13 protein-coding genes are annotated in these 14,998 nt (G+C 67.6%); 4 read left to right on the plus strand and 9 right to left on the minus strand.

Going from position 1 to position 14,998, the window contains the following annotated elements:
* The first annotated feature begins 11 nt into the window (after nt 1-11).
* Nucleotides 12-260, plus strand: a complete 249-nt coding sequence (locus tag DK427_RS19680) for a hypothetical protein (protein ID WP_109952738.1) — start codon at nt 12-14, stop codon at nt 258-260.
* 234 nt (nt 261-494) lie between these two features.
* A complete protein-coding gene (locus tag DK427_RS19685) occupies nt 495-779 on the plus strand; it encodes a hypothetical protein (RefSeq protein WP_204165196.1) in 285 nt (94 codons plus the stop codon).
* 736 nt (nt 780-1,515) lie between these two features.
* Here DK427_RS19685 and DK427_RS19690 read toward each other — a convergent pair.
* From DK427_RS19690 to DK427_RS19725, 8 genes are all read right to left on the minus strand, one after another.
* A complete protein-coding gene (locus DK427_RS19690; protein ID WP_109952739.1) occupies nt 1,516-2,970 on the minus strand; it encodes a tyrosine-type recombinase/integrase in 1,455 nt (484 codons plus the stop codon).
* Between the two features lie 378 nt (nt 2,971-3,348).
* On the minus strand, nt 3,349-3,669 hold the full coding sequence (locus DK427_RS19695) for a hypothetical protein (RefSeq protein ID WP_162559848.1): 321 nt from the start codon (nt 3,667-3,669) through the stop codon (nt 3,349-3,351).
* Nucleotides 3,670-3,724: 55 nt separating this feature from the next.
* Nucleotides 3,725-4,024 carry a PIN domain-containing protein gene (locus DK427_RS19700; RefSeq protein WP_109952741.1) on the minus strand — a complete coding sequence of 100 codons (300 nt, stop codon included), beginning with the start codon at nt 4,022-4,024 and terminating at the stop codon, nt 3,725-3,727.
* Between the two features lie 8 nt (nt 4,025-4,032).
* Nucleotides 4,033-4,317 carry a type II toxin-antitoxin system prevent-host-death family antitoxin gene (locus DK427_RS19705; RefSeq protein WP_109952742.1) on the minus strand — a complete coding sequence of 95 codons (285 nt, stop codon included), beginning with the start codon at nt 4,315-4,317 and terminating at the stop codon, nt 4,033-4,035.
* A gap of 154 nt (nt 4,318-4,471) precedes the next feature.
* Nucleotides 4,472-5,023 carry a metallophosphoesterase gene (locus DK427_RS19710; protein ID WP_109952743.1) on the minus strand — a complete coding sequence of 184 codons (552 nt, stop codon included), beginning with the start codon at nt 5,021-5,023 and terminating at the stop codon, nt 4,472-4,474.
* Nucleotides 5,024-5,131: 108 nt separating this feature from the next.
* Nucleotides 5,132-5,647, minus strand: a complete 516-nt coding sequence (locus DK427_RS19715; protein WP_162559849.1) for a hypothetical protein — start codon at nt 5,645-5,647, stop codon at nt 5,132-5,134.
* Nucleotides 5,648-5,975: 328 nt separating this feature from the next.
* A complete protein-coding gene (locus DK427_RS19720) occupies nt 5,976-8,369 on the minus strand; it encodes a recombinase family protein (protein WP_162559850.1) in 2,394 nt (797 codons plus the stop codon).
* Nucleotides 8,370-9,585: 1,216 nt separating this feature from the next.
* Nucleotides 9,586-10,743, minus strand: a complete 1,158-nt coding sequence (locus tag DK427_RS19725) for a hypothetical protein (protein ID WP_109952746.1) — start codon at nt 10,741-10,743, stop codon at nt 9,586-9,588.
* Nucleotides 10,744-10,991: 248 nt separating this feature from the next.
* Here DK427_RS19725 and DK427_RS19730 point away from each other — a divergent pair, with 248 nt between their 5' ends.
* The gene (locus tag DK427_RS19730) at nt 10,992-11,183 is read left to right on the plus strand and encodes a hypothetical protein (RefSeq protein WP_162559851.1); all 192 of its coding nucleotides are present in this window, start codon (nt 10,992-10,994) and stop codon (nt 11,181-11,183) included.
* Between the two features lie 499 nt (nt 11,184-11,682).
* On the opposite strand, the gene DK427_RS26780 is transcribed toward DK427_RS19730, so the two are convergent.
* Nucleotides 11,683-11,877: a hypothetical protein gene (locus tag DK427_RS26780; protein WP_109952748.1), complete on the minus strand. Its 195-nt coding sequence runs from the start codon at nt 11,875-11,877 to the stop codon at nt 11,683-11,685.
* A 538-nt stretch (nt 11,878-12,415) separates the two neighbouring features.
* Between DK427_RS26780 and DK427_RS19740 the strand changes: the two genes are divergently transcribed.
* Nucleotides 12,416-13,921, plus strand: coding sequence for a hypothetical protein (locus DK427_RS19740; protein ID WP_204165197.1), 1,506 nt, complete (start codon nt 12,416-12,418; stop codon nt 13,919-13,921).
* The last annotated feature ends 1,077 nt before the right edge of the window (nt 13,922-14,998 follow it).

Below are 14,998 nucleotides of genomic sequence, written 5' to 3' on the forward strand. Positions count from 1 at the left end.
ATGCGCGGGACATGAACCGGCGCCGCCTCGCGTCCGAGCCGCCGGCTCCGGATCGGATCGAGTTCAGGTTACCCCGCGAGGAGGACGAGAAGGTCTCGCTCGCGGCCACGGTGATCGCGAGGGTCGCGGCGGCCGGGGCCGACCCGGACGTGGATGCCGAGACGTTGGCGCTTCATGCGGACGAGAAGAGCTTGTCGGCGATGCTGGCGCTGGCTGAGCCGGTCACGGACATCCGCGGCTACCTGGTGAGAACGGGGTGACGCTGCCGGCGTCGGGCGCTTGAAGAAGCGCGTGATCCCAACCGTTCGAGGCGCAAGCCTAAGGCAATGGCGCAAGCCTAAGGCGATGGCGGAAGCCGAGCGTCCGCAACTCTCGGGCGTGCGGGCCGCACGGCGGCGTCCGAGAGATGCGCTCACATTTGTACCTTTGCCGAGGGAGCATCCAGCCTCCTGCCGCGTTGGTTCAAGGGGCGCGTCTGAGCCAGGAGGCCGGCGATGCTCTGGCGCCGAGAACTCCACACGAGTTCAAGCGGTGACCGGTGGTTCCTCGCGCGGGACACCGCGCCGGATCGCCCATACATCCTGCACGAGCCCGATGCGGCCTCGGGCGGCCTGCCGAGCCAGATCGAGATCGGCTCCTTCCTGGTGACAGGCAAGGAAGGCCCTGAACACCGGGAGCTTGTGCGACTGATCGGAACGCTGGCGGAAGGCGGCGTCCTCGTGACACCGCCCGTTGAGCAGGCACGCTCGCACTGGATCCCGTCGCATGGTCTGGGTTGAGGGGGCACCGATGGCGGCGCCCCTCGCTTCCAGGTCCTCGAACGTTGCAGGCCTGCGACACGGTCAAGCTTCATCTTCGGTCGAGGCTCTTTCCGCACCCGCTGGTCAGGGCAGCCGGCTATGGAATGCGGGGCCTTTCCTCGGGATCCGCGCCATGTCGCACACAGTCAACAACCTGCTGTTGAACCACCGCGAAGTCGCCGCCGTGGCAGCCACGTCGGCCATGTTCCTCGCGGGCCTTTTCTTCGTGACGTGGCTGGTGACCTGAGCCGGCCGGCCATCCGTCGAGGAACGGTTAACGGGCGCCTGGTGATCGGCAAGCATCGAGCCGGGCATCAGCGGGCGTTTTTTCCGGTGCCGCCAGGGCCGCGGCGTACAAGCGGGGCTGAACGGCATGCGGGCCGGGCTCATGTCCCACGGCTCGACCCGCGCCCGGCCCTGAAGCTGGCCGGCATTTGGACAGGCTCGACAGCCCCTTGACCCATGGGCGCTGCCCTGGCCCCGCCTGTTCGAGCCTGCCCCGTTCGCAGGCTAGGGCTCAGTCCGGCTGACCCGAAGGAGCAGGTCCGCATTTGAGAAGCTCAGGGCAAGCTGATCCAGCGCAGCAGTTCAAGAACGATGGCGACCGCTGCCGCCGCCAGGAAGCCGGCCACACCGGCAACAAGGATGGACCGCCGAGCCTTCATAGGACGCCTGTATGTAAGTTTCGTGGTGCGGCGCACGCATGCCTTGCCGCCTAGCGATCCAATCCCCTGGCCACCAATCCCATCTCCTCCTTGATCGGGCTGCCATCGAGCGGCGGCAACTTGAGCTTGGCGATCGCCCGGCGTGCGGCCCGCATGTGCGGCCCCTCGCTGTAGACGTCCAGCGTGATGCTGCTGCGCTTGTGTCCGACGATGGCCGAGATCATCTCGCCGGGGACCCCGGCCCTCTCCATCCGCGTGGAGAACCAGCGTCGAAAGGAGTGGAAGTTGACGAGCGAGCGCCGCTTGCCCGCGACGACCTCGTCGACACCCACGCTTCGGCGATATTCGGTGAATCGATTCGATGCCTTGAAACTCCGCTCGCGCATCGAACCGGCTTTCCGCACCGGCGGCCATTCCGGGAAGAGGTCGTCGTCGGGGCCCTTGCCCGCCGTACGCCGTGTGATCACCTCGACGAGGTCCGGATGGACCGGGACGTATCGCGCAGCCGTTTCCCGCTTCTGCGGCTTGAACAGCAGGCATCCGTTCTCCGTGTCGCGGACCTTCAGGTCGACGATGGCGTCCAGGCGTGCGCCGGTCAGCGCGCCGATCAACATCAGGTCACGCAGGTTCGGCTTGGCCGGTCCACGCAACAGGTCGGCGACCTCTCCGTCCGTGAACGCGCGCTCCTTCTCGTCGTGCCTCGTCTTGGGTCCCTTGACGGCGACGCCCGCGAAGACGTTCTGCGTCACGGCCGGCGCCCTGGGAAGCATCCATTGCCAATAGCCCGACAGGCGGCCGATGTACTTGTTGAGGGTGACGTGGTTCAGCCCCGTCATGTCGACGAGGGCGTCGGCGAAGGCGTGCGCCCGCTTCACGTCGATCTCTTCCAGAAGTGCCGGAACCTGCTCGCGCTTGCACCAATCCTTGAGCAGGCGCATGGCACGGGCATCGTCGGCCCGCGTGCGTTCCTTGACGAAGAGCTGCTTGCGGTAGTCCTCGTGCATCATGTCGACGGGGGTGGCGCGCCCGTAGGATACGGCCGAGAAGAGCATGGCCTTCTGGGTCTGCTCCGGCAGCGCCTGCTCGACCTCCGTCGGCCCCGCCTCGGGGTCGTCGACCTTGATCCAACGGGAGTCCTTCCATCGGATCTCGGCGTGGCGCTCGTAGACCGCTTCGCGGAAGTCGGTCCATTCCTCCTGCGTCCCGTTCCGCTTGAGGTCATGCGCGATCTTCGAAAATTCGATCGCGGCGCTCATGTCGTCCTTACCGGGCCGGCCGACGATTTCGAGGGCGGCGGCGATACGGCGCTTGAAGCGTTCGACATGGGATCTCTTGAGGACGTTGGCCTGCTTGAGGCTGTCCGTCTCCAAGTTGTGGACGAGGCGGGTCGCTCCGATCGCGCGGCGTGCCGGGACCGGCACGGACACGGTTACCCGCCAGCTGCCGCCGTGCAGTTCGAGGTACGCCTTCTTCGGATCCGGTCTCCGCGGCAATTCGGCCCCCATGTCTCCGTTGGAAATCGTGCCGGCGCATAGGTTCGGCGTTCGCCAGGCAGCGGCGGCATCGGCCGGCGCGTCCCTGCCCCGCGGAAATGCGCGACCGCAGGATGACGCGTGTCCGTTCACCCGAGGCTAACGACCGAGAAGGCCATTGCCTTTTCGAGGTTGGGAGGACGAACCCTCGGGTTCCGACAAGCACGGACCGCCGACGATCCGACCGAACCCAATTATACCAATGATAAATAAAACTAGCCATGCCGGGTTGGGATCGTATCCCTATCGAAGCGGGACATGCCCGCTTCCATGACGGTTCCTCGATCCGGGCCATGTCTTCCGGCCGCCAGCCCCTCCATGCGCTGCGCCCGATAGGGCAAGGCTGCCCGTTCACCTCCGCGACGGCAGCCCGCAGCTCCTCAATGATGTTCCAGGCGTGGAGCGGGATCGTGTGCATGCGGTTTCAGGCTGTGCGTTGACGGCGGCTTCGAGGTTCCGGCGCGCCTCGGCGGTACGTTCCCTAAGGAAGGTCGAGACGGTTGCGATGAGGTCGTCGACCTTCTCGTCGAACAGGGCCTCGACGGTGCGCCGGTTCTCGGCGCCCCGGTCGAGCCGCGCGATGTCGATCAGGTTCAGCGCCTGCCGCCGACTCTCGACGGAGCGCTGGGACACCGGGTTCTTCTCGTAGTCAGTATCGAGTGCCTCGATCACCTCGTTCACTCCTGCCGGAAGGCCTTGATTCGCGTCTTGGAACCCGATCGCGGGATCAGGGCTCGGCCCTGGGGTGGGCATAGAGCTCCGCCTGTTCGCGAAGGACGTCGACGTGAGCGGCGATCAACTGCTCGGGCGCCAGCGTGGCGAGAAAGCCCTCCCACCACAGGCTCAAGGTATGGGCGAGCGTCGCGTTCCGGCCACGGACCAGCGCGATGCCCCGGAACTGCTCGAAGACCGTAACCCCTGCGATGCCGAACTCGTACGGTCGCAGCCCCGCGAACCACGCCTTGACGCTTGGATCTGGCCTCGGCCGGTTCAACTGGCTCAAGACATCGTTGTCGATCAGGATCACGGAGCGGGTCAGATGCCGAACGGGGCCGGATGGTTGGCTCGCGCCTCGGCCATCATTTCATCCAAGAGGTCGGCCGCTTCCTGACTGACCCGGTTGTCTCGAACGTAAGCCTGCGGGGTCAGGCGGTAATCCCGTTCGAACTGCCTCTTGCTGATGACGACCAGATCCTCGCCTCCGGACTGGGTCACGGTGGTCGGCCCGGTCGCCACCGCCTCGCGGGCGACCGCGCCGAAACCCTGCCCTAGTTCCTCGGCGTTCCAACGCCTGCCGGCATCCCTTTCCATGACGTCCATCCTTCGTCCAGCTTCTCTACAGGCTACTATAGGCCTCAACGGATGTGGAGCGTGGGGGCAGGCAGCTCTGCGGTCCGGCGAGCCTCGGCCCACTTCCGCCGCTCCCGGCTCGCAAGACGACGGCCCTCGATGATGGGCCTTGGGTTGGCGATGCTCAAGCGGGCGCGGATGCCGCCGTGGCGTTCTCCGCCAGCCGGACGCGGATCTCGTCCAGGGTGACCGGACGGAAGCCGAAGCAGTCGACGCCGACGTCGGTGCTCCTGGCGGTACCTGGCAGGCTGCCGTGCGAGTGGCCGTAGAAGTGAAGGTCGCCGCGGTGCTGGCCGGGCCAGACGCGGTGGGCGTAGTGGCTGCACCAGATGTCTTGGACCGTATTGCCGGGAAGCGGGACCACGACCCGGGCGACGTCGACGACGCCGTCCCAGGGCAGGCGCGACCCGATCTTGTCGTGGTTGCCCCGGACGAGGTAGCGCCGGCAACCGTTCAGGCGCGCGAAGATCGCGCGGGCGCGGTGCTCGGGGCAGCGGTAGCAGAAGTCCCCCAGGTGCCAGACGGTGTCCTCGGGTCCGACGGCGGCGTTCCAGTTTGCGATGAGGGCCTCGTCGTGCTCCTCGATCGTGGCGAAGGGGCGGTTCAAACCGAGGCGCGGGCCGAGGGTGGCCTGGTGGTGCCAGTGCGTGTCCGCGACGAAGTGGGTCTTGGGCATGGAAGCCTCCGTCAGCCTCTCCGGTCGGGAGATCGAGGCAAGGGGTGCGACGCTGAACGTCGAGGGCGGCCGCACGCTTCCCGAACCATCGATCGGGCGCGGGAAAACTCAACGGTTGATCCTGATCTGCCAGGCTATCCCGGCCATGGTGTCCTCGCATCCGACCTCCCCGAAGGCGTCGATCCCGTGGAAACGGTCAGCCGTCCGCAGGATCAGGCCGAAGGACTCGCCGTCCGGGTCGAAGACCTCCCACGCCCGCGAGACTTGGCCGCAATCACGCGTACGCTCGATGAAGGCTGGGTGATCTTCCCAATGATCGAGCGGATCGAGGAGCACCCAGGTTTCTGAGCCTTGCACGACATCCGCATCGTAATGATCCGGCGCGCTCGCCAAGAGCCAAGTCAGGGCCTTCCGTGGCAATCGGCGGCCGGAGCCTACGTTCGTGCCGGCAGGCCGCTCACGTCGTTCGGGACGCTTCTTCACCTTGATGCCGCCGGTGGCCGGAAGGAGCGCGATACCGCCGCCCGCGATGGCCTTGCAAACCGAGACGCCCTTGTCCGTGAGCTGAAAGCCCACCCACTCCGCGTTCGAACGCGTGGCGAGCGCCACGCCATCCATGATCATCGATTGGAGCGCCTGGTGGAGCCGGATCCGCGAGAAGGGCTTCTCGCCCGGGCGGAGGGAGACCGCGCCTTCCGCGGCGACGCGCTTCAGCAGGTCCAGCGCGAATGCGCGAGCCGGCTGTGCTCCGAGGTAACTGTTCAGGCTATCGAAACCCATGCTTTCGCCTCCGTGAGCTTACCCGAGTCTTGCTCACTTCTCGTTCGTCGCCGGTCCCGGCGGGGCGATGCCAGGAAGGATTGCGGCCACGGTCGATCGCCGCGACCCGGACATCCGCCGCACCTGTTCGACACCGCAGATCCGGTCGGACCGGCGACCGATGCCGGCCCGGTTAGCGACCGGCCGCACCGGCATGATCGGACACGAGGCGATACGCCTTGCCTCCGTCGGCCCTCGCGCACCTCTCGATCCTGCGGCACCGACGGAGCCGCAGGCGCGATATCGCGGATCGGATGGTTCGGGAGGTCTGGCCGGTCACGGCCTGGATCTCGGCGATCGTGGCCCCCTCGGCACGGCCGAGCAGGTCGATAAGGAGGGGCAACCTCTTCCTGGATGGCGCGCCGCCCTCGTGCCGGGCGGCGGCCTTCTTGATCGCATAGTCGAAGCGGGACGGATCCACGCCGTCGAGGAGTTCGGGTGCGCGTTCCGCCAGGATCGTGACGATCCGGCCCCACGACCCGCTTCGAACCAGGCTTCGGATCGCCATCCTCAACCTGTCGCGCGTCCCGAGGTCCGGCGGCAGGTCGGCGATCGGGCGCCTCAAGCGTAGCGCCAACAGCATGGCGTCGACGAGGTCGCGTCTGTCGCGGCGCTCCCCGTCCAGGCGGTCGCACGCGTTCGGCGGCACGAGATGCCTGATGGCATTCCATGCTCCGTCGTCGAGCCTGCACCGCCCCCCGGCCAAGTGTCGGCTCACCTCCTCGCACCCCCTCGCCAAGCGGATCTCCTCCTTGGAGGGGGGAACCCAGGTTCCCGTGAGTGTACGCGTCGAACCGTCGTCGTCGCCCGTCGAGTCGAGAAGGGCCCAGGCACGGATGCGCATCGTGATCGCGATGCCGTGCGATTGCGGATCCGGCAGGACGATGACCTCCTTGATAAGGGAACGGATCGCGGCCGCCAGGCGGGCACCCGCCACCGAGCCGGTGTCGATCGTGCCGGCGGAGGCGAGCGCCCGGAGGGCGGAACCGAGGTTGCCGAGTTCCTCGACGCGCTTCTCGATGTCGACCGGCGGTCGGGACGACTTGAGGAGGGCGAGCGAACCCTTCGCGTCCTGGAGTTTCACCTCCAGCTTCCTCCGAAGCTCGGCAAGGGTCGACCGGGTCAAGCCCTCGGTGAGGGCCTCCTCGAAGGTGCCGGCGAGCTCGTCCGTGTGCCGTTCTATCCGCCTCTCCAGTTCCGCCCGTTCGCGGGCAATATCGCGTGCCCGCTTCTCGCTTTGCGCCTGGAGGCTCCGGAGGTAGGGCGCATAGAGCCGCGGCCTGTCGAGCGCCTCGCCGAGGAGCTTGAGTACCCCGGCCTCGATCCAGCCCATGCTCCAGCTTCGGTTGTTCGGGCAGCCCTTGTTCATGAGGTGGCCGGAGCAGGCGAAACGCCGTTCCTCCGACGCCTTCGGCTTCCCGAGGCACACCATGGCAGCCCCGCATCGCGGGCATCGCGCCAGGTTCGACAGCAGGAACTTGCCGCTCGAGCCCCTCGGCGCGGCGTCTTGACGGGTACGCCGGCCGAGCTGCTGCGCGCGGTTCCAGGTGTCCGCGTCGATGATCGCGAGGCGCGGAACCGCGCGAACCTTCCACTCGCTCCGCGGACGCGGGTAGCTCTTGTACTTGCCCGTTTCCGGGTTGCGAACGTGCCTGTACCGTCCGTAGACCAGGATGCCGCGGTAGAGGATGCAGTCCACCACGTCCGTGATCGCATCGCCGGTCCACGGCGTGCTCCGGCGCCCCATCAGGCCTCGAAGGTTGAGCAGGCGCGCGATCCTGGCCCGGCTTATCCCTTCGAGCACGAGGTCGAAGATCAGCTCGATGATCTTTCTCTCGTCCTCGTCCACCTCCAGGTGCCCGGCCTTGTTGCCGACCCGCCGGTAGCCGAAGCGCCGACCCCACGGCACCAGCCCGTCCAGGACCATCTGGCGTCGCGCCCAGGAGGTGTTCTCCATGATGGTCTGACGCTGTTCCTGCGAAAGGAACCCGAAGATGGCGACGTCGAGAGCCTCCATCTTCCCGCGCGTCGCGGAATGGAGCTCGACGTCCCAGCGCCTCAATTGCCGCCAAAGCCAGCCGAGGTCGACCATGTCGCGCGACAGGCGGCTGGGATCGGCGATGACCACGGCGTCGAGTTCGCGGGCGCGGGCGCGCTCAAGCAGGGCGTGGAGTTGATCCCGGTTGACGAGGTAGCCGCCGGATCTCTCCTCGTCCGAGTAGATGCCGTCCTCGACCAGGTCGATGCCCGCCGGTCGCGCGTACTGCGAACACCCTTCGATTTGCCGGACCGTACTGACCTCGTTTTGCCCGGACGTCGAGTAGCGCGTGTAGTAGGCGCCCCGCTTGCGGCCGGTCGCGGCCGGGGCCGGCACGGCGATTACGCCACGGGCGTCCCAAACGTCCGGGATCGAGCTGAGCACGTCCACCTGGCAGGGATCCGCGGCGGCGCCTTCCGGGCGCCCGCGGTACCGCGCGGCCGGTATCCGATCGAAGACCGGTTCCGATTCGAAGTCGAGAAAGCTCATGTACTCCACGCCGTGGAATGATGCCGGAAGGGCAACGCGCGAACATCTTGCGCAAGCGCTCGGCGCATGATGCGCGAAACTTGCGAGAACTGAAGTATTGACTCGCTCGTGATGAATGGCTTTTTTCGCGCACCCTCATCCTTCTCGCGGTCGGGGGTTCGAGCGTCGGGGTACCGCCCTCCGGCCTGGCCGCGGGTGGGGGCTGGACGCGAGCGGGCTGTCGCCGCCATGGATCGGCGGGGCTGAAAGGCTCGCTTGCCCGCTCGACCGGCGCCGCGGGGCGGACTGCGCGACGACCCTGTCGCCGGAACCGGGGGCGGCTTGCAGCCTCTCGACCCGCCAGGCGGCAAGCGCTTCGAGAAAGCGTCCTACGCTCGATTCGGCGGACCGGAGGTCCCGATGTTGCGGTGTCATGTCGGCTTGGCTCCCGAAGGCGGGTCCGTCAGGCGCCGCACGCGGGCGTGCCGGCCTCGTTGCCCCGGCGCGAGGCGCAGGGGTTGAAGAGGTCGGCGGCGCGCAACGAAGGTCGGCGCCCACGCGAACGGGGGCACGCGAACGATCCCGCCCACGGAACCGACGCCTCACGGACTGATGCTGAGAACCCTAATTATACCATGGGTACAATTGATGGCAAAGCCGTGAAGGCGGGAAGGCTCCGCGCGAATCGTCGGTATCGGTGCGCCACCTCGCCGAGCCGTGCCTCGCGGTCCCGGACGCCAGGGGCGGAATCGGGCGCGTCGTGATTTTCGCCCCGGCACCGGTGGTGGATGGCCGCCAAGTCGCCCTCCCCTCGCCTGTCGGATGACGTGTCATCCCCGCGGCTCGCGATCGGTGATGTACCCGGCCCCATGCCGTCGCCAACGACCGTTCCACGATGCTTGGCGTCGGGTCGACCGCGAGATGTACGGCGCCCGGGCCGACACGTTTTCCGTGGCGGCCCGGGCCATGTGCCGCCATCTGGCATTCCCGTCCTCGGCCGGCTTGCCTGCCATCCTCGGACGCGCTGCTGGCGTGTCCAGGCACGCGGTTGCCACCCACGACCGAACGTCCACCGGCGCCTATGCGCGTCCGGCCCGAGCCCTGTCCCGATACTTGCCGCGGCCCACCCCCGAGGTGGGCGGCTTGCCCCGGAAGCATGCCGGATCCGGACGGTTGCTTCCGGGAACGCGGTACCCTCGGCCGGGGTGGCGGTTGCTCCGATCCGGCCTGTTCTCGCCTAGCGCGCCAGTGCCGCGAGCGAGGTCAGGTCGTCCGGGCCCGGCACGTCGAGCCCGGTCAACGGCCACTCGAATTCCTCGAATCGGCGGATCAGGAACTCGGCTTCGTGGACTGCCGCGGTGCCCACCGCATGAGCGCCATGGCAGTCCGCGACCACTCGAGTCAGGCGTCGAGCGGCATCGACGGCTCCTGGCGCCTCCTCGGGGATGATCCGACCGAGGCTTGCCTTCTCCGCCCAGGACTGAGTCTCGCGGGCCAAGCTTTCCAGGACTTCCAGGGTATCGGCATCGATCCGTTCGGCCAGGAGGCGTCCATGGACGGTCCGGAGCTGCCGGAACGTCTCCATTGCGGCGGATGCCGCGAGGCCGGCCAACAGCCTCGCGGTATCGGTACCGTAGGTAGCCCCCGCGAAGGATCCCGCCCATGGACCAACCCCGATCACGTGCCCGACCTGGGGTGTGCCGAACTCCCAGGCTATGCCCTGCCGGTAGGCGTCGGGGCGATAACCGAGGGGCTCCCGTATATGGACGAGGCGAGGGGACGTGTCCCGTCCCTGCGGGAATGGTTGTAGGCGCCATCCTGCCGCCCCCGGCGTCGCGAGGGGGTCGTAGGCCCGGATCAACACGACGTCGCCCACGATGCGTACGCGCTCATCCATGAACCGCCTGAGGTCCTCCGCGGCCGAGGCACGACCGTCCTCGTGGATTTCCGACACCTCGATCTCGGACGGCGGGCGGTCGCCACCTTCGATATCCGTGCCGCGGGTCCATTTCCATTCGTCGTGGGTAGCGGCCGCAAGGGGTGTCCGCCGGGTCACGTGGCCGAGGTCGGTGTGGGCGGGATCACGTGCGAACCGTTCGCCGGCGAGGAACGCCTCGAACTCCGCGGGACCGAACGTCTTCCAGGGACCCGGGATGACGCTGCCGACTGGCATCCCGGAGACCTGGTACCAGAGGGCCCCCTCGAAGACGCGCCAGACGAGCGGCCTCCCCGTGGCATGGTCGACATGGGTCTCGCCGAGGTCCTCGGTCGATCCGACACGCAGCACGACGGGCGTGGTCATCGCCGCGAACCAGTGCTCCCGCTTGCGCTTACGCTTACGCCGCAGCAGCATGGGGGCGGGATGTTTGACCAAGACGGCCCGATCGCTGGGCATTCCGTTCTCCCGGGTCGATGGACGGGGACGACCCTCATGGCTCGTGTCCCGTCCCACGTTCGGTGTCTAGGCGACCTGAACCCCGAAGGCGTGCTCGTAGCGCAGCAGCACTTGAGGTCGGGGCGGGGCACGCGAGGGACCGCCGCGGCGAGTTGATGAAGGGGGGCGCCGCCCTCATGGCGCTCGTCGCAAGGTGCAACCGTTCCGCGGTCCAGCGGGTGGAGGCGGCCGCTGACGGGGTGAGCGGCTTGGGGACGCGCTTGGCCGGGCTCGACGCCCGCATCGCGGCGGCATGGGCCGCGAGCGCGAACGACGGACGGGCCCCGGCCGTCATGCTCCTGGCCGACCTCTACTTTGCCGAGGCCTCCGACGAGGAGCACTGCCTCGTCGAGTCCCGTGTTCGGCAGATGCTGCGCGAGGGGATCCTCTCGCCGTCATAACGCTCCTTCGCGAGAGGCGGGGTCCACCCGGCAGGCCGGTTCCTTCGCACCACCGCCGCCAGCGGCCCTTCCGCCCTGCCGCATCCGATCGAGCGGAGATTGCCGGCTGGCCTCCATGACCGGGCACGCCCGACGCGAGCGCGGGGTTCGAGGGCCTCGTCGCTTTTTGTCGAGGCTAGACTCGCCCCCGCCTACGCAGGGAGAAAGCTCGTCAAGCATCCGACCGCCAGCCGCTGTTCCCCTGTCGCGCCCCGGGGAAGGACCTTGGGGCATGCCAGCGCCTCGACGCGAATGGGATTGCGGCGTTGCGATAGCCCATGGGGGAAGATCGGCTTCTGAGACCTCTCGCGCCCCGTTATCGATGATGGCGCCTTCGGTGGAGCCGAGTTGCCCCGGGTAGCGCGCCGATGGCGGGCCTGCCCCGGCCGCTTCCACACGGGACAGGCCTTGGCGGGCGGCGTCACCCAGGGAGGCCGCACGGGCGTCGAAAGCCGCAGGACTATCGTCCGCGTTGCCGACCGCCGGGACGCGCGTCATCGGGGGCGCGCTCCGCGGGCCCGGTCAACATCGCGAGGAGCCTCTCGCCTCGTTGCTTGCCGTGGGCCGTGGCGAATTGGTTACGGACGTCGCGCAGGTCCGACTGGGCCCGCTGCTCCTTGGTCTCCGCGTAACGCTTGTCCACGATGACGGTCATTGGCTTCGCTTTTCCGAGCCGGCCGGCCCCGTCGAGAGATAGGTGGCGAATCGGGAACCGGCACCGGTACGCGACGACACTACACACCAGATGATGAGCGGTTCGTAAACCCCTCCCGAATGGAGCGAAGTGGAGGGCCAAGCCCTAGCCCACAGAGGCACGCTCGGGTATCGACCCTGATCCAACGAGGCGACTTCGCCTACGAACGACAAGCATCCGGGCCGCGAGCGTGTTCCTTTCAGTTCACGATATGATCGCGCGGATCTTCCCGCGCGGCACGTCCCCGGCCGAGGTCGGTGCGGAGGAGGCGGTGGCTGGGGCGCCGGATCCGGGCCTCGCCGTCGCGCCGCTCTGGCCCCCCGACCTGTTCGCGGTATGCGCGCACCTCCTCCAGTGCTCGGCTGCCTATCCCCGCATCACGGGGCTCGCCGAGGATGAGAGGGGAGACAGGAAGAACCTCGTCGTACGCCCCTCCGAGCTGAAGCAATATCAGAGGATCGCGCTCACGTGGTCCTGCACGCCGGAGGTGCCCAGGGAGGTGCAGAAGCTCTGGGATCGGCTGCTCAACCAGGGCGCCTCCCCGTTGTGCGACCTGGCCGAGACCGCATCCAAGCCCGCGGCTTGGTGGAAGCCCGCCTTCGCGCTCATGGCGATCGCCGACGAGGCCTGCGCCGACATCGGCTACCAGCCCCCGCCGGGGGCAGACTGGGAAAGGAAGTGGGTCGTCAAGCTGGCGAACAACTTCCTGGCCGGCTCGGCCCCGGCCGCGCCGCGCAGCCGCCACCTGCGCCATTCGAACCATCGCCCCACCATCACATCCTCCCTCGTGGACCCGGACGTCGTCTGCGTCCAACCGAAGGCGCGGACGCCCGACGTCGGCTGCAGCCTGCGCAACCTGTCCCACAACGTGGCCTTGCTGCCTCCACGGGGGATCATGCGCGTCCACTGGCTGACGCCGCCGACGGTCCAGTCGTTGGAGGACGACACCTCGCTGAACCTCCTGCTGGTGCCGTTCCCGTATGCGATCCGCACGTCGAGCTTCCGCTCCCGCCGCGCCACGCCGCCGGGTTCGCCCGTGGCGTGGGGATGGTTCGAGGTGCACCAGGACTGGCTCGGCGCCGACGCGGACCTTGTCGTCGACCTCGTCAGAGCCCTCCTCCGGCAGGCCGAGGACCACGAGCAGATCCACGGGATCGTGTTCCCGGAGCTCTCCTTGAGTTACGAGGTCTACGAGAGGCTGGCGTCATGCCTGCGCGACCAGTTCCCCTCCGTGCAGTTCCTGGTCTCGGGCGCCAGCTCGAACTGCGGGGGCGACACGGGCAATTTCGCCCTCGCCAGCCACTTCTTCGCTGACGCGACCGGCGCCGCCGCGGGTTCGAACGGCCGCATGATGGCCACTGTCAGCCGGGCCAAGCATCACCGCTGGTCCCTCGAGGTGTCCCAGATCCGGGCTTACGGCCTGGAGACGGCGTTTCCGGACGAGCTTCCGGAAATGCGATGGTGGGAGGACATACCGTTGCGCGCTCGGGAGGTGCACGTGAACGCGATGCGCAGCGCGTCGGTGTTCAGCGTGATGATCTGCGAGGACTTAGCGCGCAGCGATCCGGCCCATGAACCCTTGAGGGCGATCGGGCCAAACCTCGTCTTCGTCCTACTAATGGACGGGCCGCAGTTGGAGTGGCGCTGGGCCGCCCGCTATTCCACCGGGCTCGCCGAGGATCCCGGCACCTCGGTGCTGACGCTGACTTCGCGGGCCCTGGTTGAGCGATGGAACCACGGCAAGGAACCGGGTGAGCAGGATTGGTCGATCGGCCTGTGGAAGGACGAGGCTAATCGTGCCGTCCAGATCAAGTGCGAACCGGGGCAGGAGGGCGTCATCCTGAAGTTGCGGGGAAAGAGACAGGTCGAGAAGACGCTCGACGGCCGCGACAACACGCAGACTTTTGCTTGGCACCGTCTCGGCGAGCCGCGCCCGCTCGGGCTTGATCGCACCGGCGACCGTGAACTCATCGCCAGGCTGCGGCTGCAGCCGGGCGCGACCTAGGGGTCCGTGATCGGCAGCCCGGCAAGGTCACGAGCGTAGCTCGCGCGCCGGAAGGTGCCATGGAGGCCGGCGGCGTGAGGCGACGAGCTTCGCGGCCTCGTCGGCCTCGGGCCGAACAAGGGCTACGGACGCCTCGCATCGGGCTGGACGATGGGACACCCTGACGTCCGGGACGTGATCCGCAGCGGATCTTCGGCCGGCGCCGAACGAACTCCGACCGACGGCGACGATCCCCACGCCGCATAGGTGCCGGCCGCCTCAAAGCTAAAGCCAAGCTGTTTGGCGTTCCTGTCCCGGCCGTCCTCGATGATGAGGGCGAGCGCGGCGCAGGCCGATTGCACCGCGATCTTCTGGAAACGCCGGGAGCCTTCAAACTTCTGCGGCTCTACGCCGGAGGCTCGGACTAGGCCGATCGACGTAGGATGCTGGCCTTCGTTGTGGCTGCAGCTCACCTGCAGGCATGAGCATACCGTGTGTCAGGCTCGTCGAACCGAGATGGCGGCTCTCCGGAGCATATTAACTACGAAGCACGTGCCGACGGTCATCGCTGTCTCATCCACGTGAACGTTGATGCCGTGCCGGGTGGCGAACTCCCGATCGTGGGCGATTTGGTCGGCAACGTTGTGGCGCTCCATACCGCGGTCCCGCCACAGGCATGGTTGAGAAGCACTGAGATGGCTGGATGTTCAGCAGGCGCTCGGTAACCTGTCCGCGGGCACGTTCGGCGGCATGTGCAGGTCGCTAACGACACCCGTCACGTCGAGGTAGCCTAGCGGCGCCTGCACCGCCTATCCTGACTTGGCCGACGGTTTGGCAGGGCTGGAATGCCGCTCTCTGCTTCGGCCTCGACCCGCCACCCGCACGGAGGGTCTCGGCTCCGTCGCTCGCAGTTCGGGAAAAATCACATATCTACCAAGTGCTTGCTGGGCATTCATGCGCTGGCGTGGGTGACCAGTGCAGTTACTATTCTGCCTGTGTTTTCGAAAACGTGCTGGGCACATAGTAGCTGCGTTGGACGCCCTCGTATCGGCCGGGAGTTCGAGCAACCGGCCGGTTGGCTGCTTGGATCTTAGCCGT

The sequence above is a fragment of the Methylobacterium radiodurans genome (genome assembly GCF_003173735.1).
GTDB classification, from domain to species: Bacteria; Pseudomonadota; Alphaproteobacteria; order Rhizobiales; family Beijerinckiaceae; genus Methylobacterium; species Methylobacterium radiodurans.

Excerpts from the sequence above, each read along its gene's own strand:
- DK427_RS19680 (WP_109952738.1), top strand. The coding sequence starts at position 12 with ATGAACCGGCGCCGCCTCGCGTCCGAGCCGCCGGCTCCGGATCGGATC.
- DK427_RS19685 (WP_204165196.1), top strand. The coding sequence starts at position 495 with ATGCTCTGGCGCCGAGAACTCCACACGAGTTCAAGCGGTGACCGGTGG.
- DK427_RS19690 (WP_109952739.1), bottom strand. The coding sequence starts at position 2,970 with ATGGGGGCCGAATTGCCGCGGAGACCGGATCCGAAGAAGGCGTACCTC.
- DK427_RS19705 (WP_109952742.1), bottom strand. The coding sequence starts at position 4,317 with ATGGACGTCATGGAAAGGGATGCCGGCAGGCGTTGGAACGCCGAGGAA.
- DK427_RS19710 (WP_109952743.1), bottom strand. The coding sequence starts at position 5,023 with ATGCCCAAGACCCACTTCGTCGCGGACACGCACTGGCACCACCAGGCC.
- DK427_RS19715 (WP_162559849.1), bottom strand. The coding sequence starts at position 5,647 with ATGATCATGGATGGCGTGGCGCTCGCCACGCGTTCGAACGCGGAGTGG.
- DK427_RS19720 (WP_162559850.1), bottom strand. The coding sequence starts at position 8,369 with ATGAGCTTTCTCGACTTCGAATCGGAACCGGTCTTCGATCGGATACCG.
- DK427_RS19725 (WP_109952746.1), bottom strand. The coding sequence starts at position 10,743 with ATGCCCAGCGATCGGGCCGTCTTGGTCAAACATCCCGCCCCCATGCTG.
- DK427_RS26780 (WP_109952748.1), bottom strand. The coding sequence starts at position 11,877 with ATGACCGTCATCGTGGACAAGCGTTACGCGGAGACCAAGGAGCAGCGG.